The 24,731-nt window shown below is 67.0% G+C and carries 17 protein-coding genes and 2 pseudogenes; 7 read left to right on the top strand and 12 right to left on the bottom strand.

The window, feature by feature from the left end:
• Positions 1-92: 92 nt before the first annotated feature.
• Positions 93-329 (top strand): annotated as a pseudogene (locus tag OF380_RS26335) (transposase); the annotation flags it as partial.
• 1,642 nt (positions 330-1,971) lie between these two features.
• On the opposite strand, the pseudogene OF380_RS26350 reads toward OF380_RS26335, so the two are convergent.
• The 3 genes and pseudogenes from OF380_RS26350 to OF380_RS26360 all read right to left on the bottom strand — a co-directional run.
• Positions 1,972-2,211 (bottom strand): annotated as a pseudogene (locus OF380_RS26350) (IS5/IS1182 family transposase); the annotation flags it as partial.
• A complete protein-coding gene (gene hemA / locus OF380_RS26355) occupies positions 2,212-3,471 on the bottom strand; it encodes a 5-aminolevulinate synthase (RefSeq protein WP_264048585.1) in 1,260 nt (419 codons plus the stop codon).
• A gap of 395 nt (positions 3,472-3,866) precedes the next feature.
• The gene (locus OF380_RS26360; RefSeq protein WP_264048587.1) at positions 3,867-4,685 is read right to left on the bottom strand and encodes a universal stress protein; all 819 of its coding nucleotides are present in this window, start codon (positions 4,683-4,685) and stop codon (positions 3,867-3,869) included.
• A 354-nt stretch (positions 4,686-5,039) separates the two neighbouring features.
• Between OF380_RS26360 and OF380_RS26365 the strand changes: the two genes are divergently transcribed.
• Positions 5,040-5,486, top strand: a complete 447-nt coding sequence (locus OF380_RS26365; protein ID WP_264048588.1) for a hypothetical protein — start codon at positions 5,040-5,042, stop codon at positions 5,484-5,486.
• 792 nt (positions 5,487-6,278) lie between these two features.
• Positions 6,279-7,529, top strand: coding sequence for an NRAMP family divalent metal transporter (locus OF380_RS26370; RefSeq protein WP_264048589.1), 1,251 nt, complete (start codon positions 6,279-6,281; stop codon positions 7,527-7,529).
• Positions 7,530-7,806: 277 nt separating this feature from the next.
• Here the strand turns inward: OF380_RS26370 and OF380_RS26375 are convergent, their stop codons facing one another.
• From OF380_RS26375 to OF380_RS26395, 5 genes are all read right to left on the bottom strand, one after another.
• Positions 7,807-8,304 carry a c-type cytochrome gene (locus OF380_RS26375; protein ID WP_264048590.1) on the bottom strand — a complete coding sequence of 166 codons (498 nt, stop codon included), beginning with the start codon at positions 8,302-8,304 and terminating at the stop codon, positions 7,807-7,809.
• The gene (gene ppk2 / locus OF380_RS26380) at positions 8,305-9,387 is read right to left on the bottom strand and encodes a polyphosphate kinase 2 (RefSeq protein ID WP_404810515.1); all 1,083 of its coding nucleotides are present in this window, start codon (positions 9,385-9,387) and stop codon (positions 8,305-8,307) included. It lies immediately after the preceding gene.
• A gap of 311 nt (positions 9,388-9,698) precedes the next feature.
• Positions 9,699-9,938: a BON domain-containing protein gene (locus tag OF380_RS26385; RefSeq protein WP_264048592.1), complete on the bottom strand. Its 240-nt coding sequence runs from the start codon at positions 9,936-9,938 to the stop codon at positions 9,699-9,701.
• Positions 9,935-10,345 (bottom strand): BON domain-containing protein, encoded by a 411-nt coding sequence (locus OF380_RS26390; RefSeq protein ID WP_264048593.1) that lies wholly within the window; start codon positions 10,343-10,345, stop codon positions 9,935-9,937. Before OF380_RS26390 ends, OF380_RS26385 begins: the two co-directional genes overlap by 4 nt.
• Positions 10,346-10,676: 331 nt before the next feature.
• Positions 10,677-11,750: a GGDEF domain-containing protein gene (locus OF380_RS26395; protein ID WP_264048594.1), complete on the bottom strand. Its 1,074-nt coding sequence runs from the start codon at positions 11,748-11,750 to the stop codon at positions 10,677-10,679.
• Positions 11,751-13,097: 1,347 nt separating this feature from the next.
• On the opposite strand from OF380_RS26395, the gene OF380_RS26400 reads away from it, so the two are divergent.
• Positions 13,098-14,192 carry a PAS domain-containing protein gene (locus tag OF380_RS26400; RefSeq protein WP_264048595.1) on the top strand — a complete coding sequence of 365 codons (1,095 nt, stop codon included), beginning with the start codon at positions 13,098-13,100 and terminating at the stop codon, positions 14,190-14,192.
• A gap of 354 nt (positions 14,193-14,546) precedes the next feature.
• Here the strand turns inward: OF380_RS26400 and gyrB are convergent, their stop codons facing one another.
• Together gyrB and OF380_RS26410 are read right to left on the bottom strand one after the other, a co-directional pair.
• Positions 14,547-16,994 (bottom strand): DNA topoisomerase (ATP-hydrolyzing) subunit B, encoded by a 2,448-nt coding sequence (gene gyrB / locus OF380_RS26405; RefSeq protein WP_264048596.1) that lies wholly within the window; start codon positions 16,992-16,994, stop codon positions 14,547-14,549.
• Between the two features lie 234 nt (positions 16,995-17,228).
• Positions 17,229-17,873, bottom strand: coding sequence for an MBL fold metallo-hydrolase (locus OF380_RS26410; protein WP_264048597.1), 645 nt, complete (start codon positions 17,871-17,873; stop codon positions 17,229-17,231).
• A gap of 196 nt (positions 17,874-18,069) precedes the next feature.
• Between OF380_RS26410 and OF380_RS26415 the strand changes: the two genes are divergently transcribed.
• Positions 18,070-19,704 (top strand): ABC1 kinase family protein, encoded by a 1,635-nt coding sequence (locus tag OF380_RS26415; protein ID WP_264048598.1) that lies wholly within the window; start codon positions 18,070-18,072, stop codon positions 19,702-19,704.
• 15 nt (positions 19,705-19,719) lie between these two features.
• Here the strand turns inward: OF380_RS26415 and OF380_RS26420 are convergent, their stop codons facing one another.
• The gene (locus OF380_RS26420; RefSeq protein ID WP_264048599.1) at positions 19,720-20,019 is read right to left on the bottom strand and encodes a HigA family addiction module antitoxin; all 300 of its coding nucleotides are present in this window, start codon (positions 20,017-20,019) and stop codon (positions 19,720-19,722) included.
• Positions 20,020-20,173: 154 nt separating this feature from the next.
• On the opposite strand from OF380_RS26420, the gene OF380_RS26425 reads away from it, so the two are divergent.
• Positions 20,174-23,212: a penicillin-binding protein 1A gene (locus tag OF380_RS26425; RefSeq protein WP_264048600.1), complete on the top strand. Its 3,039-nt coding sequence runs from the start codon at positions 20,174-20,176 to the stop codon at positions 23,210-23,212.
• Positions 23,213-23,343: 131 nt separating this feature from the next.
• Complete coding sequence (locus tag OF380_RS26430) at positions 23,344-24,330, top strand: hypothetical protein (RefSeq protein ID WP_264051497.1); 987 nt, start codon at positions 23,344-23,346, stop codon at positions 24,328-24,330.
• 41 nt (positions 24,331-24,371) lie between these two features.
• Here OF380_RS26430 and OF380_RS26435 read toward each other — a convergent pair whose 3' ends face one another.
• The gene (locus tag OF380_RS26435; protein WP_264048601.1) at positions 24,372-24,587 is read right to left on the bottom strand and encodes a hypothetical protein; all 216 of its coding nucleotides are present in this window, start codon (positions 24,585-24,587) and stop codon (positions 24,372-24,374) included.
• Between the last annotated feature and the right edge of the window lie 144 nt (positions 24,588-24,731).

Consider the following 24,731-nt stretch of genomic DNA (forward strand, 5'->3'; position numbering starts at 1 on the left):
AGGTGTATGGCCGAAGCCCTTGTCCCCGACGATCTCCGGGCGGTGACCGTTCCGCCTCCGCCGCCCGCCTGGCCATACCCGAAAGTCGCGTACCGCCGGTCCCAGATCGTGCCGCACTCACCGGGATCCTGTTCGTGCTGCACACTGGATTGCCCTGCGCGTGCCTGCCCCGGGAGATGGGCTGCGGTTCGGGCATGTTGTGCTGGCGACACCTACGTGAGTTAAAAGCAGCGGGCGTGTGGGCGGCCCTCCATCGCGCCTTGCTGGATCGGCTGGATGGAGCCGCGCAGCTGGACTGGCGCCGCGCGGCGCTCGACGGCGCAAGCATTACGGACAAACGTATGGCCCGCCCTGTCCGCAAGTGGCTCTGGATCCGCTAGTCTGAACAGCCTGCACAAACAGCTCCGACCTTCCGGCAAGCCGTTGGCCAAGATGGAGATCCGCGCGTCCTGGAGACCTCATAATGGGATCGGCGTCGAGCGCCATTTGCCAGCCAAAGGCTTCAAGGGCACTTATCGACGGTCAGGCCATCTTCCTCGCCCTACACGCAGATATCGGAAGACCGGCGAGGGCTTTGCCGACCGAGCTTGGTTCAGGCAGCGATAACGGCCGTCCCTTAGCTACGAACGCCGCGTCGACATCCGCCTCGCCTTCAACACCCTCGCCTGCACTGTTGTCATATTCGACCAATGCATAAGCTTGTGTCAGGCGCCCCAAGCCCCTGGCTGTGAGGGAAATGCCTCTTATCTATGCGGAATGATCAAAATCATCCTCCCGATAAGCTTCATTGTCGTGTCCGCAAGCTTCGCATTGGCTGCTTCCAGCAGTGCTCCATCTGACGGTGGAAAGGCCGAGCTGCGGAAGTACTGCACGGGCGATGCGTTGAACCTCTGCGGGGATCTCGACTCCGATGATCCAGCCATGAAGGCCTGCTTCAAGAAGAATCGCTCCAAGCTGTCGGAGAACTGCCGACGCGCCATCGATGCCTATGGGCGGTCTACCAGCAGGTAGCTCAAAGCAGTTCAACTGCATGCCGTAGGCTGGGCGGAACAACCACTCTGATGCCCGGTTCACCGAACGATTCCATGGCGGGATGAGCAAACTTCACCCACCCAGCGAAAGCTGCGGTGGGTTCTTCATGCGCATTGAGACGATGGAAGACGGAACTGAGAGGCTCCAACTCCTCTTGTCTGAACCTGAAAGACCCAGAACGGGTCTGTCGTTGGCCCAAATGAAAGTGTCCTCGTGAAAAAGCTACTTCTTGCCGGCGCCGTTCTCTTCGCTGCTGCACCTGCCTTCGCCCAAAGCGGCTTGCCGCGCCAGCCGGGTACGGGCGGTGCCATCGTAACCCAGGAGCCAAACAGCACTGGCAATGATCGGGATGTTGTCATCTCACGCGGGGCAACCGGCGCCGACACGGCAACCTCTGACTCCGCTGCGGGCGGCAACGCTAACTTGCCGGAGCGAGCCGTACCGAACAGCAGCGCAGGCGGGGGTGGCGGCAGCGGCCAGTAAGCACTTCGGACAACCCTGGCGCTCCTAGTTCATCTACTGCCTGTAGAAATCATCGTCGCCCGCCCGGTGAAATCCGGGCGGGTTATTTGTCGAAAATTTCACTGTTCACCGAGACAGGCACGACCGAACCCTCTCGGTTGGAAGCTCAAGGTAGCGGATGAAGCCCGGAATGACCCTCTTCTTCCCGAGATGGCTGCCGACCGTGAGGTCTTAGAAGACGATGCAGGCTACGAGGTCTCGGACGCGGAGCCGGCACGTTTGGATGCGGTTAAGACATTATTTGAGGCTTCACGATCCGCGCCTTCCGATGGAGAGGCGCATCACTTCTAGATCAGCATCGGGGATGAAGCTAAAAAGCTGATCTTTGAGGCTGAGACCACTGCGAGGTCTCGCGGGGTGAAGCATGGGCCTTAGTTTCGCGAAGCGCCTCACCGCCGCATCGAGTCTCATTCGCCCGATTCCCCGTGCCCAGCATTCACGGCGGGACCGGCGGGGATCATAGGCCTTGTCGGCATGCAGCTTTTCGGGCCTGCGGCGCGGGCGTCCCCGTCGGCCCGAGCGTATCGGAGGGATCGCGTCCGGCGTAGCGGTCAGCTTGGTGCTGTCGTGGGCGTTGGCCCAGCTCAGGACAACGCCGAGCGCCATGCTGCGGGCATCGACGACGCGGTGGCGTCTCGTGCCCGGTTTGCCGTGGTCCTACTCGGCCGCCTGCGCCAAGGCAGTGCCGAAGCGCCGAATCCTTAGGAATTCCCAGGTCTGGGTGAGCGCCGCCGTGAGCCGGGCGATGCGGGCATCGTCGTGGAAGGGCGAGGGCGTGATGCGCAGGCGCTCGGTGCCGCGCGGCACGGTCGGGTAGTTGATCGGCTGGATGTAGATGCCGTGGTGCTCCAGCAGGTGGTCGGCCGCCGCCTTGCACAGCTCGGCATCGCCCACCATCACGGGTACGATGTGGGTGTCGGTGTGCAGCACCGGCAGGCCGGCGGCTTCGAGGGCGGCCTTGGTGCGGGCGGCTTGGCGCTGGTGCGCCTCGCGCTCGCCGTTCGAGCGCTTGAGGTAGCGCACCGAGGCGATGGCGGCCGCCGCGATGGCCGGCGGCAGGGCGGTGGTGAAGATGAAGCCCGGGGCGTGGCTGCGGACCGCGTCGCAGAGCACCGCCGAGCCGGTGATGTAGCCGCCGACGCAGCCGAAGCCCTTGGCCAGGGTGCCCTCGATCACGTCGACCCGGTGCATCACCCCGTCCCGCTCGCTGATCCCGCCGCCGCGGGGACCGTAGAGGCCGACCGCGTGGACCTCGTCGAGGTAGGTCAGGGCGCCGTACTGGTCGGCGAGGTCGCAGATCGCGCCGATGTCCGAGACGTCCCCGTCCATGGAGTAGACGCTCTCGAAGGCGATCAGCTTGGGGCGGTCGCCCGCCGCGATCAGAAGCTCCTCCAGATGGGCGAGGTCGTTGTGGCGGAAGACGCGCTTCTCGCAGCCCGAATGGCGTACGCCCTCGATCATCGAGTTGTGGTTGAAGGCGTCCGACAGGATCAGGCAGTTCGGGATCAGCTTGGCGATGGTGGAGATGCCGGCCTGGTTCGAGACGTAGCCCGAGGTGAAGACGAGGCCCGCCTCCTTGCCGTGCAGGTCCGCGAGCTCACGCTCCAGGTCGACGAGGGGCGAGTTGTTGCCCGCGATGTTGCGGGTGCCGCCCGCGCCGACGCCGCAGCGGGCGGCGGTGCGGGTCATGGCGCCGACCACGTCCGGGTGCTGGCCCATGCCGAGATAGTCGTTCGAGCACCACACTGTGATCTCGGAGGTCCCGCCGTCGGGCTTGCGCCAGTGCGCGGTCGGAAAGCGGCCCGCGATGCGCTCGATATCGGCGAAGACGCGGTAGCGGCGCTCGCCGTGCAGGCGGTCCAGCGCCTCACGGAACATGCCATCGTAGTTGCATCCTGTGCGGATCCTAAGCGGCATGTAGGTGGTCGTGTCCTTACCCGGTCAGTGTTCATCGCCCATCGTTCCCACGAAAGCCTACCGACCGCCCAGGCCGAGGCGACATGCCTGGCGTCGGGGCGGTCACCGCAAGCACCCTCGTCAGCGCGCGACGGCTTCCTACTGCAGTGCCTGGACGGCGGACGCGTTGATGTGGATCAACCGGTCGATGCCGCTCGCCCGTCATCGGGTTCAGGCCGCCTCCAGCACTGCCCGGCCGGCGATGGGAAGGGGCTCTGTCCTTCCGGACGCGCTCCGGGACGAGGCGCGCCGGGTGGGCAGCCCCGCGGATGGTGGGCGAACGGCGTGTTTCCGGAGCAATGCCATCGGCGGGTAGGGCGAATTGCGCCGAAGGGACACCATAACCCGAACGAAGGTCAGTGGCTCATCAGGCAGCACGCATTGCATTGGCCCAACAGATCCCGCGTCACGCCTCCGAAGGCCCATTCGCGCAGCCTGCCATGACCGTAACCGCCCGTGACGATCAGGTCCGATCCGAAGTACGAGGCGGCCTCGCGCAGATCCTCCGCCACGCTCACGCCGGGCGTCCGGCGCCGGATCGGATGGGCGATAACGTCATGTAGCGCGAGGTACGCGGCGACGTCCTCGACCCCTCCCCCGTCCTCCCGCTCCGTCACGGAGACCACTTGCACGCTCTTGGCGCGCTTGAGGAAGGGCATGGCATCGGAGACGGCGCGCCGGGTCTGCGGCGTATCCTTCCAGCCGATCAGCACATGGCGCGCCTCGACGGCCTCGACGCCTTGCGGGGCGACAAGGACCGGCCGGCCTAGACCCATGAGCGCGGCTCCGGCATCCACCGCCATGCCATGGTCAGGACCCCCGTCCGTCCCGCGTCGCCCTACGATGACGAGGTCGGCAGCCCGCGCCTGTTCCTCGACGAAACCGAGGGCGTCCGTGAGACCGGAGCGCCACTCGACGCGGTCCCGACCGTTCGCTGCCTCCCGAAACACCCGTTCGGCAGCCGCCAGATCGTCCAGCGCGGCTTGCCGGATCTTCTCCAGGTTGAGGGCGCTCGACACGGAAGTCTCGCCGTAGCCGCGCGGGTAGTTCGGCTGACAGGCGGCAACGCCTACGAGCCGGGCCCCGAGGCGCTCGGCGACCCCGGCTCCGAGCCTGACCCGTGACGGGACATGGAGCCCTGGATCCACGGAGACCATGATGCTGGCATAGGACATGCGATCCTCCTTCGACGCATCACCCTGTGCATGGTCGGATCAACCTGCCTTGATCTGGCTCAAACCGGATGACCCGTCGGAGTGGGCCTGACAGCTTCGTGAGCATCGGACACGTGTGACGGAGAGGACATAGCCGCAGGCCGCGAGGGCCATTCCAGACGGGGTCGCGGAGCCGAGCGGAAGGATGGTGAGGGAAGCATCCCCTTGATGGGAGGAGCATCGCCGATGAACGGAAGGACGGTCCGACGTCGATCCGAACGCGATGGCGCCGGCCGCGAACAGGGGGACGGAGCCAATCGGGCGGAGCAAGGGCCATCCGTCATTCTCGTTGGGCGAGAGGCGGAGTTGGCGGATTTGATTCAGGTCAAGGTTGGGTCAGCGACGGCCGCGCACAAGGAGGCCGTCCGGCACGGTCACTACCTGCCGGGCTTCTCAGGAGCCATCGTCATGCGTGCATCGACCCTCGTTCTCGCAACCCTGATCGGCTGCGGCAGCCTACCAGCCCTCGCTACCCCATGTGCGCAGCAGATTTCCGCCCTCCAGCGACGTCTCGACAGCATTGGGGCCGTACGCGTCGCGGGGCTGGAGCCGGGCCACACCCTCACGACCGGATCGACCAACGCGCTCCGCCGGTACCTTGCCGATAAGCCGAGCGATCCTCGCGTGACACCGACCCGGGAGAACGTCGCGGCTGCCAGGACACTGATGCAGGAAGCCATCGCAGAGGATGGAGAGGGTAACCAGCGCGCCTGCGAGAACATCCTCACCGACGCGAAGCGCCTCTTGGGTGCCCTGCCGTAGCGCCTGCCGCTCCCTGTATGCCGTCAGCGGACGGCGGGGGCCGTACTCCGACGGACGGGTCCCGTCGCCCTGAGCCGCGCGTACACGGGCCTAACCGGGTCACATCCCCGATTTGGCTCCCCTTTCTGAGCGCCGGGAGCCCAAGCTTACCTTCGGATTGCAGCCCCCGCCTCGCCATGCCGCCCAATGAAGGCAGCGCGCCGCCCCTCGCGGACGGTCCACGGCGTGTATGGTCAAGCAACGACACGAGTGGGAGACAGGATCGTCCCTGCTTCTCGACCCATGACGGACTTCCGAAGGCCCCACCCTCCGGACCCTTGATACGTCTGACCCCGCCCCGGTCGGCCATGCGCTGGGGCGGTGTTCGAGTATGGTCTACTTCCCGCGTGGCGTTCAATCGGAGAGACGGAGCCTCAGGATGTTCCGGAGCACAGATCGCATGGGCCCTGGCGTCGACGGCCTTACAGCCGGCCTCGACCTGCCCTGGCCTCGTGCAGAAAGGCGCGAGGACCCAAAACGGCGCCCCCGGAATCCGACCCGAGGACGAGGCGCGGCATCGAAGGGCGCCTCGGTGCCATGTCCCTGCGCAATCGACCTAACGGACGGCGACTTCACTCGCGGCGTGGCGTGCTTGGCACCGCGCCTTCCACCTGCCGGGGAGCGTCGGGTCCCGTGGGGTTCCCCGCCTCGAAGGACGGTCGCGTGACGTCCGCTGCTTCTACCAGACCATCGGGGCCGCCGGCGGAGGATCCCGAGGGCCTGGGTCCAACGCTCGTCCCAAGCAAGTCAGGCTTGCTGCGGGTGCTGGGGCCAGGGCTGATCACGGGTGCCTCGGACGACGATCCAAGCGGCATCGCCACCTACGGGCAGGCCGGGGCGCAACTCGGCTACGGCCTATGCTGGACGATGCTGTACTCACTGCCCCTGATGGTGGCCGTGCAGATGGTCAGCGCCCGCATCGGCCGAACCACCGGACAAGGCATCGCCGGCGTCCTCAGCAAGCATTATCCCAACGGCCTCTTGCAGGTCGTCGTATTACTGCTCCTAGGAGCCAACATCCTGAACCTGGGGGCCGACCTCGGTGCCATGGCGGATGCCCTGAGCCTGCTGCTTCCGGGGCCACGGTGGTTTTACGTCACGTTGTTCGCCGGCACCTGCGTGCTCATGCAACTCGCCTTGCGGTACACGCGCTATGTCGCCGTCCTCAAATGGCTCACCTTGAGCCTGTTCGCTTATCTCGGGGTGGTGGGCTTCGCTCACGTTTCCGTCAGGGACCTGGCAGCCGGCCTTTTCCTCCCGCACCTCGACGGGAGCGGGGAGTCCCTGACAACCCTGGTCGCCATCTTCGGGACCACCATCAGCCCCTATCTGTTCTTCTGGCAGGCAGCCGAGGAGGCTGAGGATCTGCACGCCTACCCGTTGCGGCATGACCTCGCGCATGCGCCGGAGCAGGGCAAGGCGGCCCTCCACCGGATTGAGGTCGATACGGTCGTCGGCATGACGTTCTCGAACGTCGTCGCGCTCGCCATCATGGTCACCACGGCCGCGGTGCTGCATCCGCTCGGCATCACCGACATCCAGACCACCGCACAGGCCGCCGAGGCATTGCGACCCCTGGCCGGACCGTTCTCGGCAACGGTCTTTGCGCTGGGCATCGTCGGCACGGGGCTCCTTGCTGTGCCCGTGCTTGCGGGCTCCGCGGCCTACGCGGTCGGCGAGGCGAGACGCTGGCCTGTTGGATTCGGGCGGCGCGTCCATGAAGCCAGGGCCTTCTACGGCACCGTGGCGCTTGCCACCATCGTCGGCATGACCATCAGCCTGGGCGCGGTGGATCCCATCCGCGCGCTCTACTGGAGCGCGGTCGTCAACGGTGTCGTTGCCGTACCGATCATGACCGTGATGATGCTGGCAGCCGCCCGCACCGACATCATGGGTGCCTTCGCCATCCGAGGACCGCTCCGTGTGCTCGGCTGGACAGCAACGGGACTCATGTTCGTCGCCGCGGCCGCGATGGTCTGGACCGCTTTCGTCTCGTTTGCGTAGGCCGCGGCGGTCGCGCCGCATCGGAAAGGCCGACGAGCTCCCGCACCGGTTCCATGCCGCTTCGCCTTGGCGAGGGAAGGACCGTTGTTTCTGCGTCGGCGGACGGCAAGCGAGGCTTTGCTTTCGCGTTTGCAAGCCGATCCTTCCCGTATCCTAAGGGCCTGGTCTTTGGCTGGTATCACTCCGCGATTCCGCTCAGAGGGGATCCCATTTCCTCAGGTGGCATATTCCTTGGGCCTTCGCCCACGGGCGGCAACGCCTACTTCCGAGGAGCCGCTCACGGGAGCGAGGTCCCATGTTCGGGACTTCCGGCCCCTTGATGGCTATTCGGAGCATCGGAGCGATCCGATTGCGTCCGCAGATAGGCGATGACATCCGCCCGGTCGAGCGCGTCCTCGATCCCGGGAAAGGTCATGCTTGTGCCGGGCGCAAACTTGGCAGGGCTGGCGAGCCAGGCGTCCATGCGGTCCGGTGACCATATCCCGCCCCTCGATCTCAGCGCCCCGGTGTAGGCGAAGTGCCGGCTGCTGCCCGTGATAGGCGTGCCCATCACGCCGAAAAGGCCAGGGCCGCCGCGGTCCCCAGCCCCTTTCTTGATCGTATGGCAGGCAGCGCACCGACCGAACAGGCGACCGCCCCTCTCGTCACTCGCAACCTTCAATGCATCGCTCAGGCTTGGGTTGGCCCCAAGTGCTTGCCGCCTCTCCGCGCCGTCGTCGCCGCACCCCGAGAGGGCGGCGGCGAGCGCGGCGACCGCGCGCCACCTGCAGGGCACCTATCCGTTCCGTTTCATGTCAGGATGGGTGGCGCGGTCGAGGAGGCCGGAATGCTGGCCTAGCACCGCCGCTGACGAGCCGACGATCAGGGGATCCGGCCCATGCACCAGGTGCGGGTCCCGGTCGGGATAGGGAAGTGCGGATAGGAAGGCTTGCATCGCGTTGAGGCGCGCACGCCGCTTGTCGTCCGATTTCACCACCGTCCAGGGAGCGTCGGCCGTGTCCGTGTAGAAGAACATTGCCTCCTTGGCCTCGGTATACTCGTCCCACTTATCCAACGAAGCGCGGTCGATGGGAGAAAGCTTCCAATGCTTAAGGGGATCGCTCTCGCGCGCCTTGAACCGCCGCAACTGCTCCGCCTGCGTGACCGAGAACCAGAACTTGACCAACCTGATGCCCGAGCGAACGAGCATGCGCTCCAACTCGGGCGTCTGCCGCATGAACTCCAGATACTCGGTTGCGGAGCAGAACCCCATCACGCGTTCGACCCCGGCTCGATTGTACCAGGAACGGTCGAAGAAGACGATCTCGCCTGCTGCCGGCAACTGCTCGACGTAGCGTTGGAAGTACCACTGCGTGCGCTCGCGTTCGCTTGGCTTCTCCAACGCCACGACACGCGCGCCGCGAGGGTTCAGGTGCTCCATGAAGCGCTTGATGGTTCCGCCCTTGCCCGCGGCGTCCCGTCCCTCGAACAGGATGACCACCTTTTCGCCGGCATGCTTGACCCAGTTCTGCAGCTTGAGGAGCTCGATCTGCAACGGCAGAACCTGCGCTTCGTATGCCTTCGCTGTCAGGCGGGTCGAATAAGGGTACTCCCCACTCTCGAACGCATGCCGGATCGCCTCGGCATCGTGCCGCCCGCCCTGCGCGCTGCGTTGGAGCAGGTCCGGTTTGGCAACCTCCGGCATCCCGGCGACGGAAGGGGCCATCGATGTTTCCGTATCCGTCTCCGTAGGCTCCGGCGTCGAACGGGGCGGCGCCGCGACCTCGCTTTCCGCCGGCCTGTCGGAACGTCCGGACGTTCGGGGCCGTGCGTCCTTGGAATTAGTGTTACGCGCCGCTTCGGTGCTCGTCTCCGGCATATCCGTCTCCGATGTTGCTCGCGCTTCCGAGGGGCGGTCCGGACAGCGTCAGCGACCGCTTCCGCCACAGTGGAATCCGCCCATTGCGGCTTGGCAGGCACTCCGCAGCTGTGTCCTCGCAGGAACTCGCCTTGCCTCCTCCCCGGGGTCATTCGTGGGGAGAAACGTGCGGCGTCGTACCGGCAGCCCGCGGGGACCGCCCGCCCATCAGGTGGCTGGGAACCTCGTCCGTCGTACCGGAGGTCCCCTCCTCCCAAGCATCGAGGGAGCACTCCGCTGAACCAGGAGCCGCGACGTGGGTCCGTAGTGCCTCAGCGGCCCAGAGAGAGGTGGTCGTCGACGGAGCATACCCCGGGAACGGACCATGCCGCCTGCTCGGCAAGCTCGCGCTCGCCCCAGGCCCGTACGCTTCCGTCGAGGATCACCCTGTCGCCGTCCAGGGTGACGTCGATGGTGTCCGGATCGGTCGAGGCACGTTCCAGCACGTCGAGGATGGCCGCCTTGACCACCCCTTCCCGCGCCTTCGGTGGAATGGTGACCAAGTCGATCACGCCGCGAACCCATGCAAAGCTCCGACCGCCCTTCCGAGGGTTGACTTCAGCGTTGGGCAGGTGACGGAACCCTGCAGGGTCACTGCGCCGCCTTCGACCTTGATCGCAACCGAACCCGCATCGATGCCAAGGTCCCGCTCCAGGGTGGTGGCGACGCGAGCCGCAAGGGTCTCGTCCTGGGACCTCGCCATGCCCTCGGGGCACACGGCGACCTGTCCCGCCAAGGCGCGCACGCCTTTGACTTGCAGGACCGCCCGTTCGATGGCCGCCTTCTCGCTGTAGCTCGCCACGTGCCCGCTGAGCGTCACGATGCCCTCACCGACAGCCACCCCGATTTGCTGGCCGCGCGAGGCCTGCGCAGCATCAAGTGCTTCCAGCACGTCACGGCGAAGGTCCTTGTCCGTCATGTCGCTCTCCCTGTCCCATTCAGAGGGTTCGTGGCATGGTTCTAAAAATTCGACCGATGCCGATCCTTGATCCAGCGCAAGGCGTTCCGCTGCCGACGGAGGCACTGTCGTCATCGTGGACGGCGGACACATCGCCTACCGGTCATGGAGCGTCGGCTTCGCCGCGGAGGCGGCGACACAGCCCGTCAGGCGAAAGGCTCACCTAGAGCGAAAGCCTGTAATCCGTCGTATGCATTCGTTCCGTTGGCATGTCCGACCGGTGATCACCCTTCGACCGGCATCACGCGCCGCATCGCCGTTCCACCGGGGGTCCAATTGCGGGGGCGTGCGCCTAGCTCGGTGACGGGCCGGCAGGGCTTGCCCCAGCGCCCTCGTCGACGGCGACCTGGTCCCTGCCGTTTCGCTTAGCCTCGTACAAGGCCCTATCGGCGCGGGCGACGAGAGCCCCCATGCCCTCGTCCGCCGTGTGTTGCGCGACGCCCGCCGAGACGGTGACGTGGCCGATCTCCTCAGCGGTCTCCCGCTTGATGAGACGCCGGCCTCGGAGCGCGTTTCGGATACGCTGCGCCAGCCGTGCAGCGGTTCCGCTGTCGGCGCCGGATAGAAGGAGCGCGAACTCCTCGCCACCGTACCGTGCCACCATGTCCGCCGGCTGGACGTGATCCGCGAGCAGCCGGGCGATCAGCCGGAGCACCGCGTCGCCGGTCTGGTGGCCGTACGTGTCGTTGAACCGCTTGAAATGGTCCACGTCCAGGAGGACCACGCAGAAGGCTGGTCCGCCCGACTCCTTGGCCCGGGCGATCAACCGACGCAGCCGGGTCTCGAAGGCCCGTCGGTTCGCAACGCCCGTCAGATCGTCGACCGCAGCCCGCTGACGGACGTCGGACAGGCTGGTCCGTAGCTTCGCGATCCGCCGTGTCGATGCCGTGAGTTCGCGTTCCAGCTCCCGGTTGCGCTGGCTCGCCTTGGTCGTCTCCGATGCCAATGCCGCGACCGCCTGCACGAGCGCCTGGACCGTCGACGTATGCCCGAGGCGCTTGTTCCACAGGTCGAGGACTTGCCCGTATTCCGTAAACCCGTCGCGTCCCCCGGTCATTCGTTCGACCAAGGCCTGCGCCTCCCGTTCGAGGGCTTGCGAACCGTCGGCCATCGCGTCGAGGTCGAACTCGGGCGAGAGGTGGCGCCGATGCATTTCTTCGAGCTCCGCATCGGACGGCGTGCCGCGTTCAAGGAGTTCGCGAAGCTGGCGAGCGAGCGTCGGAGCCGCTCCTTGCTGGAGATGCAGGAAGAGTTCGTAGTTGCGGGCTGTCGGCGCGATGTTATGCCGATTCAGGATTTTCCATGCTTCGTTCGCATGCCTGTGCAGGCGCGAGTCCGATCCGCGTGGCATCACGCCGTCGGGCACGATGGTCCCATCCATCGTATGTCCTTCGGCCTGTGTTTGTCTCATGCCGCACTTCTACCCATCATCGACAAGCTCGCCCCGGCGCGTTCAAGCGTTTATTCATAGCCAGCGGTGCGAGTTCCTTCACGAGTATGCTTGCCTTCGATTTCGCCCGGATGAACACCGCTTGCGTCGCAGGTCGGTGGGAGGAGTGAGAAAGAGCGAGATCCGCGCATTGCGACGGTCAGCTCTATCGTTGTCTCCACGCGGATGAGCTGGATCGATCCATTAAACGCGGCGCTCTCGCTTTTGCTCTCGATGTTCAGATCTAGAAGCCAGCGCCCGGGTTCAACCGGACATGAAGTATAGTGAAGTGAGCCCTATCGGTAAGTCGACCTCATATTTTTCAACCGGCCTCACTTCCAGTATTTACACCTCCATAGCGGAGTATTTTACCCTGCGAGATTCTCAAGCCTTGCCGCCTCGGACAGGTGAGCGAACGGGTCCCCGACCGGCGAACCCAGGCCGACACCGGTATGGCTTCAAGGCGCCGTCAGACGACGCGCCGTCCGCTTTCGTCATCGAGGTACTACCTCAGCGCACCCGGGACCCGAGCGACCCTCCTCTGGAACCCGTTAGATGGCATCCGTACCGGAGACCTCGGTTCGAAGCGCCAGGCTGTCATGTCGCCGGGCGGCTCGTGTCTCGCGGTCACCGCCCGGTTGCCCTCGACCGTCGGCGTGGGCGCGAAATTCCATAGGCATCGGACTCCGAAACGGCGTCGAACTTCGTCGAAGAGGCTCAGCTCCTGCTCCGTAAGAGGACGCTTCCTGCTTTGCGCCACGCTGAGCCGGGCTGCCTCATCGAGTCTACGCTGCCCGGGGCTGACTGTAAGGAGGACCTTGACCCGGGTAAGTTCGGCTGGGCCCTAAGCGAACTGTACTTGGCAGCTCAGGCGCATGTGGTCATCGTCCCAAGCCGATCACGCAAGCACATTCCGGTCACATCCACGGCTAGACGTACTATCCGTTGCCTTGCCGTTGGGTAAGGTTCGCGCAGCGGCCAGACGTCGATTGTCACAGGCTCGGCGTCCACAGGTGCGATTGGTCGAAGGCCGGCTTATGTCATGGCCGCGGGTGAGGGGCGTCACGTCCCAGACATCGGCGCTGTCCGAGCCATGGGTCCGGTGGCGGGGAGACGCTCCGATCCCCACGGCAGGTTCGCACAGGCCACTGGCGCGCGACGATTGCGCATCTCATCTGGCCGCGCATAGGCATCGAATTTATTCATGGAAAAGAGTATTCCACCTCTGAATGAACGTTCCACATCGGCATGCGCGGCCGTAGGCGTGGCAAAAGAGCGAAAACGATGCCTACGCGATCCCTTATGTGGCCGATGGGGCCCTCGCATTCAGAGGAATCCGGCAGACGCGGTCTCTCCTCACGGCATTTCCTAAAGCTCATCGAGGACGGCGGCGAGATCGGTTTCTGGTCCAGCGACATGGCCGGTGACCACATCCGGGCATCGGTCGGCCTCTACAGGATCCTCGGTCTGGATCCGTCCGTCGAGGTGACCTTCTCCCTCATCAGGGAAATGGTGCATCCCGGGGATCGCGCCGCGCAGGCCGATCTCCTGACGCTCCTGCGGGCGGGGCATGCCGTGAAGCGGGAATTCCGGATCATCCGACCAGATCGGACGCAGCGCTGGATCTCAAGCCGGGCCGAGGTTCTCCTCGGAGCGGACGACCGACCGAGCCGCGCCATCGGCGTCGTCCAAGACGTCACGGAGCGTCACGAGGCGCGACGCTCGGTCGAGCAGGAGCAGGACAGATGCCGCGCGTTGATCGAGGCGACCGCGGCCGTGGTCTGGTACGCGAGCCCGGACGGGGCGGTGTTGGAGATGCCGCAGTGGCTGGAACTGACCGGCCAATCCCAGGAAGAGGTGCAGCGAACCGGATGGCTCGGGGCGGTGCACCCCGAGGATCGTCCGCGGACCGAGGCGGCGTGGCGCACGGCTGTGTCACATGCCTCCCCCTACAACACGGATTACCGCATCCTTTGTGCGGACGGGATCTATCGCTGGTTCAATTCGCGCGGGGTCCCGATCCTGAACCGGGACGGTTCCGTCCGAGAGTGGACCGGGGTGTGCCTCGCCATTCCCGGGCGGAGACGCTTCGAGGACGTTCCGCCGGATTTGAGCCCCTCTCCCGTCCCGCCCGCCTCGCTCGACCTGACCCCGGCGCAGATCCGCGGTGCTCGCGGCATCGTCGGCTGGTCCTGCGCCGAGTTGGCCGCGAGGGCGTCCCTGTCGGTCTCGACGGTGCGGCGCCTGGAGGAGGAAGTCGTGACGGTCCGGCCGCGGCGGGACAGCGTCGCGGCCCTGCGGCGGGCACTTGAGGAAGCGGGCGCAGAGTTTACCTGGGAGCCGACAGGCCTGCCTGGCGTTCGCCCCACCTCTCGGTGATGACTGAACCGGGGCCCGGCTCCGTGCAAGGTGGAGCGGACGGAGATGCTGTCCCTCGACGTCGGCCTGTCGCCATCCTCAGGGTCGTTCCAGCAGCCTGGGATGGCGCTCGGCCTTGCTTCTATTCCGGTGGTTACCCAGCAGCATCGCAGGTGCCATTGCTTAGAATGGCGCTTTCTGCAAGCCAGCGAGATTCGCCAACGGCTGTATCTTTCATCCTAAGGTGTTCGGCGCGGAGAGCTCACCGAACATTCAGTGTCCAAACCATACAGCCTTTGCGAATGAGCTCCGGAAATTTCGCGCGAATTGCCGGACGTTTCGCACGTAATGCCGGGCTGACCATCATGACAGCCTCTAGACGTCGAGGTTGGCCACGCTCAGCGCGTTGTCCTGGATGAACTCGCGGCGGGGTTCCACCACGTCGCCCATGAGCTTCACGAACAGGTCGTCGGCGTCCTGGGTGTCCTTGACCTTGACCTGTAGGAGGGAGCGCACGTCGCGGTCGAGGGTGGTTTCCCAGAGCTGCTGGGCCGTCATCTCGCCGAGCCCTTTGTAGCGCTGGAGCTGAAGGCCCTTGCGGCCGAAGGCCATGACCGCCTCGAACAGGCCGACGGGGCCGTGCAGGGTCGTCTCGTCGCCCTTGCGGGCGTAGGTGACGGGCTGGTCGTAGATCTCGCGAAGGGCCTCGGCCCGGTCGGCGAGACGACGGGCCTCCTGCGAGGCCAGCAGCGACGCGTCGAGGGTCACCACCTGACGCACGCCGCGTAAGGTCCGGCTGACGACGTAGCCGCCCTCCGCGACCGAGCCTTCCCAGCCGCGCTCGATGTCGTCGGCGATCCGGTCCATGCGCCGGGCCATCTCTTCGGCCAGCACCTCGGCTTCGGCCGGTGCCTCGTCGACATTGGCGCGGAAGGCGCCGGCGATCAGGCCCTGCTCGACCACGGCCCGGTCGTAGCGGGTGTGGAGCGCCTGCATCAATCCCCGGAACTGGCGCGCCTCCTCAACCAGGGCTTTGAGCTGCGCACCGCCGAACTCGGTGCCGGAGGCGAGCCGCAGCACAGCCCCCTCGACGCCGGCATCGATGAGGTAATCCTCCAGTGCCCGCTCGTCCTTGAGGTAGATCGCGGACTTGCCCTTGGCGGCTTTGTAGAGCGGCGGCTGGGCGATGTAGAGGTGCCCGCGCTCGATCACCTCCGGCATCTGCCGGAAGAAGAAGGTCAGCAGCAGGGTGCGGATGTGCGAACCGTCGACGTCGGCATCGGTCATGATGATGATGCGATGGTAGCGCAGCTTCTCCGGGTTGAAGCCCTCGCGGTCGGTCGACGAGCGGCCGATGCCGGCGCCGAGCGCCGTGATCAGCGTGCCGATCTCGGCCGAGGACAGCATCCGGTCGGCCCGCACGCGCTCGACGTTCAGGATTTTTCCGCGCAACGGGAGGACCGCCTGGAAGGTGCGGTCACGGCCCTGCTTGGCCGAGCCGCCGGCGGAATCACCCTCCACCAGCAGGATCTCGCACTTCGAGGGATCGCGCTCCTGGCAATCGGCGAGCTTGCCGGGCAGCGAGGCGATGTCGAGAACCCCCTTTCGGGTCACGGTCTCGCGGGCCTTCCGGGCCGCCTCGCGGGCCGAGGCCGCCATGATGACCTTGGCCATCACCGAGCGGGCGAGCGCTGGATTTTCCTCGAGCCAGTTCGACAGGCCCTCATTGAGGACGTTCTCGACCGCCGGGCGCACCTCGGAGGAAACGAGCTTGTCCTTGGTCTGCGAAGAGAATTTCGGGTCCGGCACCTGCACCGAGATCACGGCGGTGAGGCCCTCGCGGCAATCCTCGCCGGTGAGCGAGATCTTTTCGCGCTTGGCGATGCCGGACGATTCGGAATAGCCGGTGATCTGGCGCGTCAGCGCGGCGCGGAAGCCCGCCATGTGGGTGCCGCCATCGCGCTGCGGGATGTTGTTGGTGAAGGGCAGCACGGTCTCGTTGAACGAGTCGTTCCACCACAACGCCACCTCGACGCGGATGTTGTCGCGCTCGGCCCGCACCATCACGGGCTTCTGCATGCCCTCGATGGGTTTGCGCGAGCGGTCGAGGTAGCGCACGAAGGCCTCGATACCGCCTTCGTAGAACAGCTCCTCGCGCTTGTGCTCGGCGTGGCGGGCGTCGGTGAGCACGATGCGCACGCCGGAGTTCAGGAAGGCGAGCTCGCGCAGGCGCTTCTCCAGCGTCGCGTAATCGAACTCGATCATCGTGAAGGTTTCGGTGGAGGGCAGGAACGACACCTCCGTGCCGCGCCGGCCGTTGCCGTCGCCGACGATCACCAGCGGCGAGACCGCGTCACCGTGGCGGAACTCCATCGCGTGCTCTTTGCCGTTGCGCCAGATGCGCAGGCGGAGCCATTGCGAGAGGGCGTTGACGACGGAGACGCCCACCCCGTGCAGGCCGCCGGAGACCTTGTAGGAGTTCTGGTCGAACTTACCGCCGGCATGGAGCTGGGTCATGATGACCTCGGCCGCCGAGACCCCCTCCTCCTTGTGGATGTCGGTGGGGATGCCGCGGCCGTTGTCGGAGACCGTGACCGAACCGTCGGGATTGAGGGTGACGGTGACGAGGTCCGCGTGGCCCGCGAGCGCCTCGTCGATGGCGTTGTCGACCACCTCGTAGACCATGTGGTGCAGGCCCGAGCCGTCATCGGTGTCGCCGATATACATGCCGGGGCGCTTGCGCACGGCGTCGAGCCCCTTGAGGACCCGGATGGATTCCGCGCCGTAGGCATCGGCGGCGAGGTTGTGGGAGCTGTCGGACATGAACTTCCTCGGGCAGGCGGGCACTTGGGCTGGGCTCGTCGGCCCAGGCCGAACCCCCGCACGCCTGCGTTTCTTACTTGCTCACGCAATATAGGCGTTTCGCGTTGAGAATGCATCGTTTCCGGGGCTCTGGGAGCCCGGAAACAGAGCCATTCTAGGCGACCCGCGTTAACCTCCGGTCAAGGCATCCCCGAGGACGCCTCGAACGGTGTTCTGTGGGGGCGTCCTGACGCCTCAATCCTGCAGGAACGGGTTCGTCATCCGCTCCTCGCCCAGCGTGCTGGTGGGGCCGTGGCCGGGAATGAAGGCCACATCGTCGCCGAGCGGCAGAACCTTGTCCTTGATCGCCCGGATCAGCTGTTCGTGGCTGCCGCCGGGCAGATCCGTGCGGCCGACCGAGCCCTTGAAGACCACGTCGCCCACCAGCGCGAAGCGCGCGTCACGGCTCATGAACACCACACTGCCCGGAGAGTGCCCCGGTGCGTGCAGGATGTCGAAGGTCAGGCCGCCGACCTCGACGAGGTCGCCATCGACGAGCCAGCGGTCGGGCGTCACCACCCGGGCCCCGTCGAGGCCGTAATTGGCACCCGTCTCGGGCAGGCTGTCGAGGAGGTAGCGGTCCGCCTCGTGCGGTCCCTCGATCGGCACGGCCAGGCGCTCGCGCAGCTCGGCCGCGCCGCCCGCATGATCGATGTGCCCGTGGGTGAGCAGGATCTTCTCGATGGTGATGCCTTGCGCAGCGATCGCCGTCTCGATCCGGTCGAGGTCGCCGCCCGGATCGACCACGGCGCCGACCTTGGTCTCGTCCGACCAGATCAGCGTGCAGTTCTGCTGGAAGGGGGTCACCGGAACGATTCCGGCGCGGGGCGTGCCTGGCATCAGGGGTCTCGCGGAATGGCGCCGCGGCGGCGCGGAGCCAGCCTGTCTATCCCGAGATCGGCGCGGGCGCGAATCCGTCGCGTCTCCGAGCACCGATCCGTCAAACTTCGGCCTCGCCACGGGGCTAGCGGAGCCTTAACCAACATCCGGCCGCACGTTCCGGACGGCTCCCTTCCCTCCCGGGTCCCTTGCGCACATGTTGAAAACCGCCTTCGTCGCCGCACGGGACCGGCAGCGCCTCGGAGAGATCGCGTCCGTCCTCATCGGCTTCGGCGTCACGAAGGTCGTGGAACGCCTCGGCCTCGCGCAGGTGGCGCGCCTCGCCAAGCGCCGGACACCGCAGGTGGACATCGCCCGCCTGTCGCAGCCACAGCGGGTGCGCCGGGCCATCGAGACCCTGGGGCCGACCTTCGTGAAGCTCGGCCAGATCCTGGCGAGCCGGCCCGACCTCCTGACCCCGGAATGGACGGAGGAACTGGAAAAACTCCACAGCCAGGTCTCGCCGATCCCGTGGGAGCGCATCCGCCCGCAGCTGGAAGAGGATCTCGGGGCCCCGCCCTCGGAGGTCTTCGCCGAGTTCGACACCACGCCGCTCGCCGCCGCCTCGATCGCGCAGGTCTACCGCGCCCGGCTGCATACCGGCGAGGAGGTGGTGGTGAAGGTCCTGCGGCCAGGGCTCCGCAAGATCATCGAGGCGGACCTGCGCCTGATGGGGCACGCCACCCGCATCGTCGTGGACGAATGGCCGGAATTCGGCCGCTACCAGCCCCAGGAGCAGATGCGCCACCTCGCAAGCGGCCTCTACGGCGAGCTCGACCTCATCAACGAGGCGCGCAACTGCGAGACCATCGCGGCGATCTTCGCCGACCGCGAAGACATCGTGGTGCCCAAGATCCACTGGGAGTGGACCTCCGAGCGCGTGCTGGTGCAGGAATTCGTGCACGGCATCCCGCCCAACGACCATGCCCGCCTCGATGCCGCCGGCTACGACAAGGTGCAACTCGCCCAGAAGGGCACCGACGCCTTCCTGCAGATGGCGCTGATCGAGGGCGTGTTCCACGCCGATCCGCATCCCGGCAACATGCTGATCATGCCGGACAACCGGATCGGCTTCATCGATTTCGGGATCATCGGCCGCCTGTCCCAGCGCCGCCGCACGCAGCTCCTCATGCTGATCGGCGCCATGCTGAAGGAGGATTCCGATGGGCTGATGGCCGTGCTCCTCGACTGGAGCGGGTCGAGCAACCCGGACCTGACCAAGCTCGAAGCTTCGTCGCAGGCCTTCGTCGCCCGCCACACCGGCGCTTCCCTCGATTTCGGCGCGCTGCTCACCGACTTCATGACCATGGCCCGCGAGAACGACCTCGCCATGCCGACCGATCTGGCCATCCTGTTCAAGGGGCTGGTGACGGCGGACGGGGTGATGCGCCAGCTCGATCCCGGCTTCGACCTCTTCTCGGCCGCTGGTCCGACCGTGAAGCGCAAGCTCGCCTCGCAGTTCTCGATCAAGGGCCTCACCCGCAAGGTCGAGGCCGTGGGCGCGGGCCTGTTCGGCGCGGCCTCCGAGCTGCCGACCCTGATCCACCTCATGCTGGTGCGCCTGAAGCAGGGCCGCGTCACCGTGGAGATCGAACTTAAGGGCATCGAGAAGCTCACCCGCGGCATCGAGCGCGCTGCCGCCCGCATCGCCGTGGCGCTGATCGTGGCTGCCTTCGCGACGCAGCTGGCACCGCGCTTCATGGACCTCGGCACCCCCGCCTTCGTCACGGTCGGCGCGATGGTGTGCGTGATCGGTGTCGGCTGGCTGGTGCTGCTGGGACGCAACAAGTAGGATCGAGGCGCCCCCCTAGGACGTCGCGGCGGGTTCGGCCTCGCGGGCGCGGACGGCGGAATACTCCGCCGTCGCACGCGCCTTCGACAGGTCGTGGGCGTTCTGGAGGTTGAGCCAGAACTGCGGTGACGTTCCGAACCGCACGCCGCGCCGGATCGCGGTATCGGCGGTGATGCCGCGCCGGGCCCGGACGATCTCCGAGATGCGATTGGGGGGCATGCCGATCTCCGCCGCGATCTGGCGGGCCGAGAGGCCGAGCGGAGTCAGGTCCTCGTCCGCGAGGATGTCGCCGGGATGGGTGCGGATGCGGGGCACGACCCATCTCCGCGTTCATCCCTAAGATCACCCACCCTTGTCTCCTTAAATCAGCCGCGTTGTGCCGCACATCTGCCACGCTTGCGCCCGTGGTCTCGGCTATGACCGTACGGCCCCTCCGCGTCATGACCCAGCTTCCGGTATCCCGGCCCGCATGAACATCATCCTGATCAAGCTGTTCGCCACGGCGCTGACGCTCAGTCAGGTCACGACGCGGCCGGACGCGGTGAAGACGCAGTTCGATCCGGTGGCCGACAAGGCCCAGGTGGTCCAGATCCTGCGCGACGGCTGCGCCCACATGCGCAAGGCCTTCGACATCGAGGACATCAACCTCGACGAACTCATCTCCACCGCGATGGAGGATCCCTCCGCCGTGGCCGGGGCGAGCGCCCCGAAGATCCTGCACGGCCTCGATATCGGCGAGTTGAACGTCAGCTACCGCCAGTTCTGCAAGGGCGAGAATCTGAAGGATTCCCCGTTCGACGCGGGCGAGGTGATCGCCTTCTACAACAAGGCGCTGATCGACCTGCCTTCGGCGGAGGCCCTGAAGGAGCGCAAGCTGCCGGGCGCCAGCCTCATCCTCGACGGGGCGGGCAAGCGCTACGCCGAGGCCTTCGAGGCCAACGGCCGGCGCCTCAGCGTGCCGATCGGCGAGGTGCCGGTGATGGTTCAGAAGGCTTTCGTGGCGGCGGAGGACAAGCGCTTCGAGACCCACAAGGGCATCGACGAGCGCGGCGTGATCCGCGCCTTCATCGGCAACCTCGCGTCCCCGGGCCGCCCCGCCGGCGGCTCCACCATCACCCAGCAGGTGGTCAAGAACCTCTCGGTGGGCGACGACGTCACCTACGAGCGCAAGATCCGCGAGATGATCGTGGCCTCTCGCCTGGAGCACATCCTTTCGAAGGCCGGCATCCTCGAACTCTACCTCAACGGCATCTATCTCGGGCGCGGCGCCTACGGCATCGAGATGGCGGCGCGCAGCTACTTCGGCAAATCGGTGGGCCAACTCAGCGTCACCGAGGCGGCGCTGCTGGCCGGCATGCCCAAGGGGCCGAACTTCTACAGCCCCGACAAGTACCCCGACCGGGCCCGCGAGCGCCGCGCCTACGTGCTTGCCCGGATGAAGGAAGAGGGCGTCATCACCGAGGCGCAACTCGCGGAGGCGGCCAATGCCCCGCTGGGGCTGACATCCGTCGAGGCGGCCCGGCGCGATTCCGGTTTCTACTTCGTGGATCATCTCACCCGCGAGGCGCGCACCTTCGCGGGGGTCGATTCGCTCACCGCCGCCAGCCACGTGGTGCGCTCGACCCTCAATGCCGGCCTGCAGACCGCCACCGAGACCGCCCTGCAGGAGGGGCTCGCCACCTACGAGCGCGCCACCGGCCGCGCCCGCTACGAGGGGCCCGAGCTGAACATCGCCGACGCGGTGCGCAAGCTCGAGGGGGCGGCGCCGGCTCCCGAAGCTTCGCCCCTCGGCGTGCCTCTCCTCGTCGGCGATGCGCCGAAACCCACCCCTGCCCCGAAGACGAAGGCCGAGCGCAAGGTGGCGGCCGCCGCGGAGAAAGCGGCCGAGAAGGCCGCGTCCAAGGTCGAGCGCCCCAAAGCCGCCTGGCAGCGGGCGCTGGAGACCGCCCGGCCCGTGCTCTACGACGTGCACTGGCCGCTCGCCGTGGTGCTGGACACCGGGCGCGGTGGCACGGCGAAGGTCGGCCTCGCCGACGGCCGCACTGCCAGCCTCGAGCCCGGCCCCGCGCGCGGGAAACTCCAGCCCTACGACGTGGTGCGGGTGAAGCTGCGCGACCCGAACGGAAAGGCGCCGCGCGCCGACCTGCGCGTGCGCCCCGGCGTGCAGGGCGCGGCCCTGGTGCTGGAGAACCGCACCGGGCGCATCCTCGCCATGGCGGGCGGCTTCTCGTACCCGGTGAGCCAGCTGAACCGCGTGACCCAGACCGTGCGCCAGCCGGGTTCGACCCTGAAGCCGCTGACCTACCTCGCCGCCCTGAACGCCGGCCTGCAGCCCAACACCCTGGTGATGGACTCGGCCGTCACCCTGCCGCCCATCGGCGGCGTCGGCGATTCCTGGTCGCCCAAGAACTACGACGGCGGCGGGGCCGGGGCCACGACACTGCGCCGGGGCCTCGAATTCTCGAAGAACCTCGTCACGGCCCGTCTGCTGCAGGGCGGCATCGCCGACAAGGCGCCGGCCAGCCTGCAGAAGGTCTGCGACCTGGCCCTGGAAGCCCAGATCTACGCCGAGTGCGAGCGCTACTACCCCTTCGTGCTCGGTGCCCAGCCCGTGCGGATGGTGGATCTGGCCGCCTTCTACGCGGCGGTGGCCAACGAGGGCGCGCGGCCGGCGCCCTACGCCCTCGAATCCGTCGAGCGCGACGGCAAGACCCTCTATACCCGCGAGGCGCGGGCGCCGGCCCGCATCGGGTCGGCCGACCGGGTGGCGTTCTACCAGTTGAAGACCATGCTTCAGGGGGTGACCAACCACGGCACCGCCGCGGCGCTGAGCCGGTTCTCATCCGCGATCGCCGGCAAGACCGGGACTTCGGAGAACGAGAACGACGCCTGGTTCGCGGGCTTCACCAACGAGATCACGATCGTGGTCTGGGTCGGCTACGATAACGCCGACGGCACCCGCAGAACCCTCGGGCGTGGTCAGACCGGCGGGCACCTCGCGGTTCCGATCGCCGGCACCATCCTTCAGGCCGCCTGGGCCAACGGGGTCCCGCGCACCCCCCTCGCTCCGCCCTCCCCGGAGGCGCGCCCGTTTCTCGCCGATGCCAGCATCGAGCCGCGCAGCGGCGAGCGGGTGGAAGGCGGTGGCTTTCGCGAGCACTTCCGGATCAAGGACGGCCGCATGGCCGACACCCAGTATCAGCTCCTGCCGCGCGAGACCCGGACCGCCATGCGTCCCGATGCCGAGGATGGCGACCTCGGCGCGGACGAGGACGCGCCCGACACCGCAGGCGGCCTCTTCGGCGGTCTGAGCGGAGGCCGGCGCGCGCTGCCCGAATCCGATCTCCTCGATCCCTATGGCGAGCGGCGCAGCCGCCGGGCGCAGGGCGAGACCTATCAGCCCTGGCCCGGCACGCAGCGCTCCCCCTTCGGGGACGACGAGGAGATCCGGCCGCGTCCGCGCCGCCGCGATCCCGACTACCTGTTCGGTGACGAGCCGCGCTTCTAGGACGCAGCTGCCGCCCTTCCCCTTTCCCGACTGATCGAGGCCCCGACGTGCGCAGCCAAGCTCCGGCGACCCTTCTCCTTGCCCTGGTCCTGACGACCCCGGGCGCGCTCCGGGCCACCGCCCAAGAGGGCATGAAGCTGCAACCCGCCGCCGGTTCGCCGGCCTCCGACCGGATCAGGGACGTGCCCTCCATCGAGGCGACCGGCGTCGCGACCCTGAAACCCGGCACCATCCTGTTCACGGATCATCGCGACGATCCGGCGAAGCCCGAGAACGGCCTCGTGCCCTACCTCGACTGGGGCCGCCTCCGTCCGGGCGAGCGCGCCGCGCTGGCGCCCCACCCGGCCTATGCCGAGCCCGACTACGTGCAGACCCTGAACGGTGTCGCCAAGCGCCGGCACGAGACCCTGAAGGTTTACGTGGCGCAGGGGCGCTTCGTGGTGAACCGGGCACCGGAGACCATCGACCTCGCGTCCTACGCGACCCTCGGCTTCGTCACCAAGATGGACCCGGTCATCAAGCACAAGGCACTCAACCCCGCCGACGTCACGCCGACCAAGGACCCGGCCGCAGCCTTCGCCCGGCGGCCCGACCGGCCCTGGTGCGATGTCGGCACGACCTGCATCGAGTCGCGCTATGACCTCGAGGGCAAGTTGCCGCTCGGCGTGAAGCTCGCCAACCGCCTAGAGGACGGCGCCAGCAAGAAGATCGCCGAGTTCGTCGCGTTCCAGAGCGAATTGCGGACCCTGCCTCCGGCGGAGGCCGGGCCCCTGGCGGGCCTGACCAAGCTCGATACCCCTGTGACGGGGGGGCTGGAGCAGACGATCTTCTGGGTCAACCAGATCCTGCGCTTCGGCAAGTTCCTCGCGGTCTTCCAGCCCATGCCGGGCGATCCGTCGAAGACGGTGGTGACCACCTACATGGCCCTCGCGATCAAGGCCGATGTCCTCGACCGCAAGCAGGAATATGCCCGCGTGCCGGTGCTCAAGAACCTGCTGCCGGCCCAGGTGCTGATGGGCAACTCGTCCTTCAACACCGGCACCTCGATCAGCGCCGGCCTGCCCACCTATGCCCGCAACCGCATGATCGCGTTCGCGGACGCGCTGGCGAAGAACTGAGCGTCACCCGGATCGCGGTGGCGATCCGGGGCATCGCGGAGTCAGTTCCCGCGGCTGGCGATCGAGGGCATCGAGGGCTGCGTGTACTGGCGGTTCACGTCGCGCCGGGTCTGCGTGCCGTTGGTGTCGCTGGAACGGCGGTAGTTGCTGGTGTCGAAAGACTCCGAGAGGCCGCTGCGGCCGCTCGGGCTGTCGCTGTTGCAGGCGCAGAGGCCGCCCAGGAGGGTGGCGGCGAGGACGAGGGAAGCGAGGCGCATCGGTCGGGATCCTGGTGATGAGGCCCGCCCGTGGTGCTGCCGCGGTCCGGCGCGCGTCAAGCGCAAGGCTAACGAATCGTCGCCGGTTCCCGCCGGAGTGATGTCACCGCGCCACGAAACCGCTCACCTTGGCGGAAAGGAAGC

Origin of the sequence: Methylobacterium sp. FF17, assembly GCF_025813715.1 — a bacterium.
Classification (GTDB): Bacteria; Pseudomonadota; Alphaproteobacteria; order Rhizobiales; family Beijerinckiaceae; genus Methylobacterium; species Methylobacterium flocculans.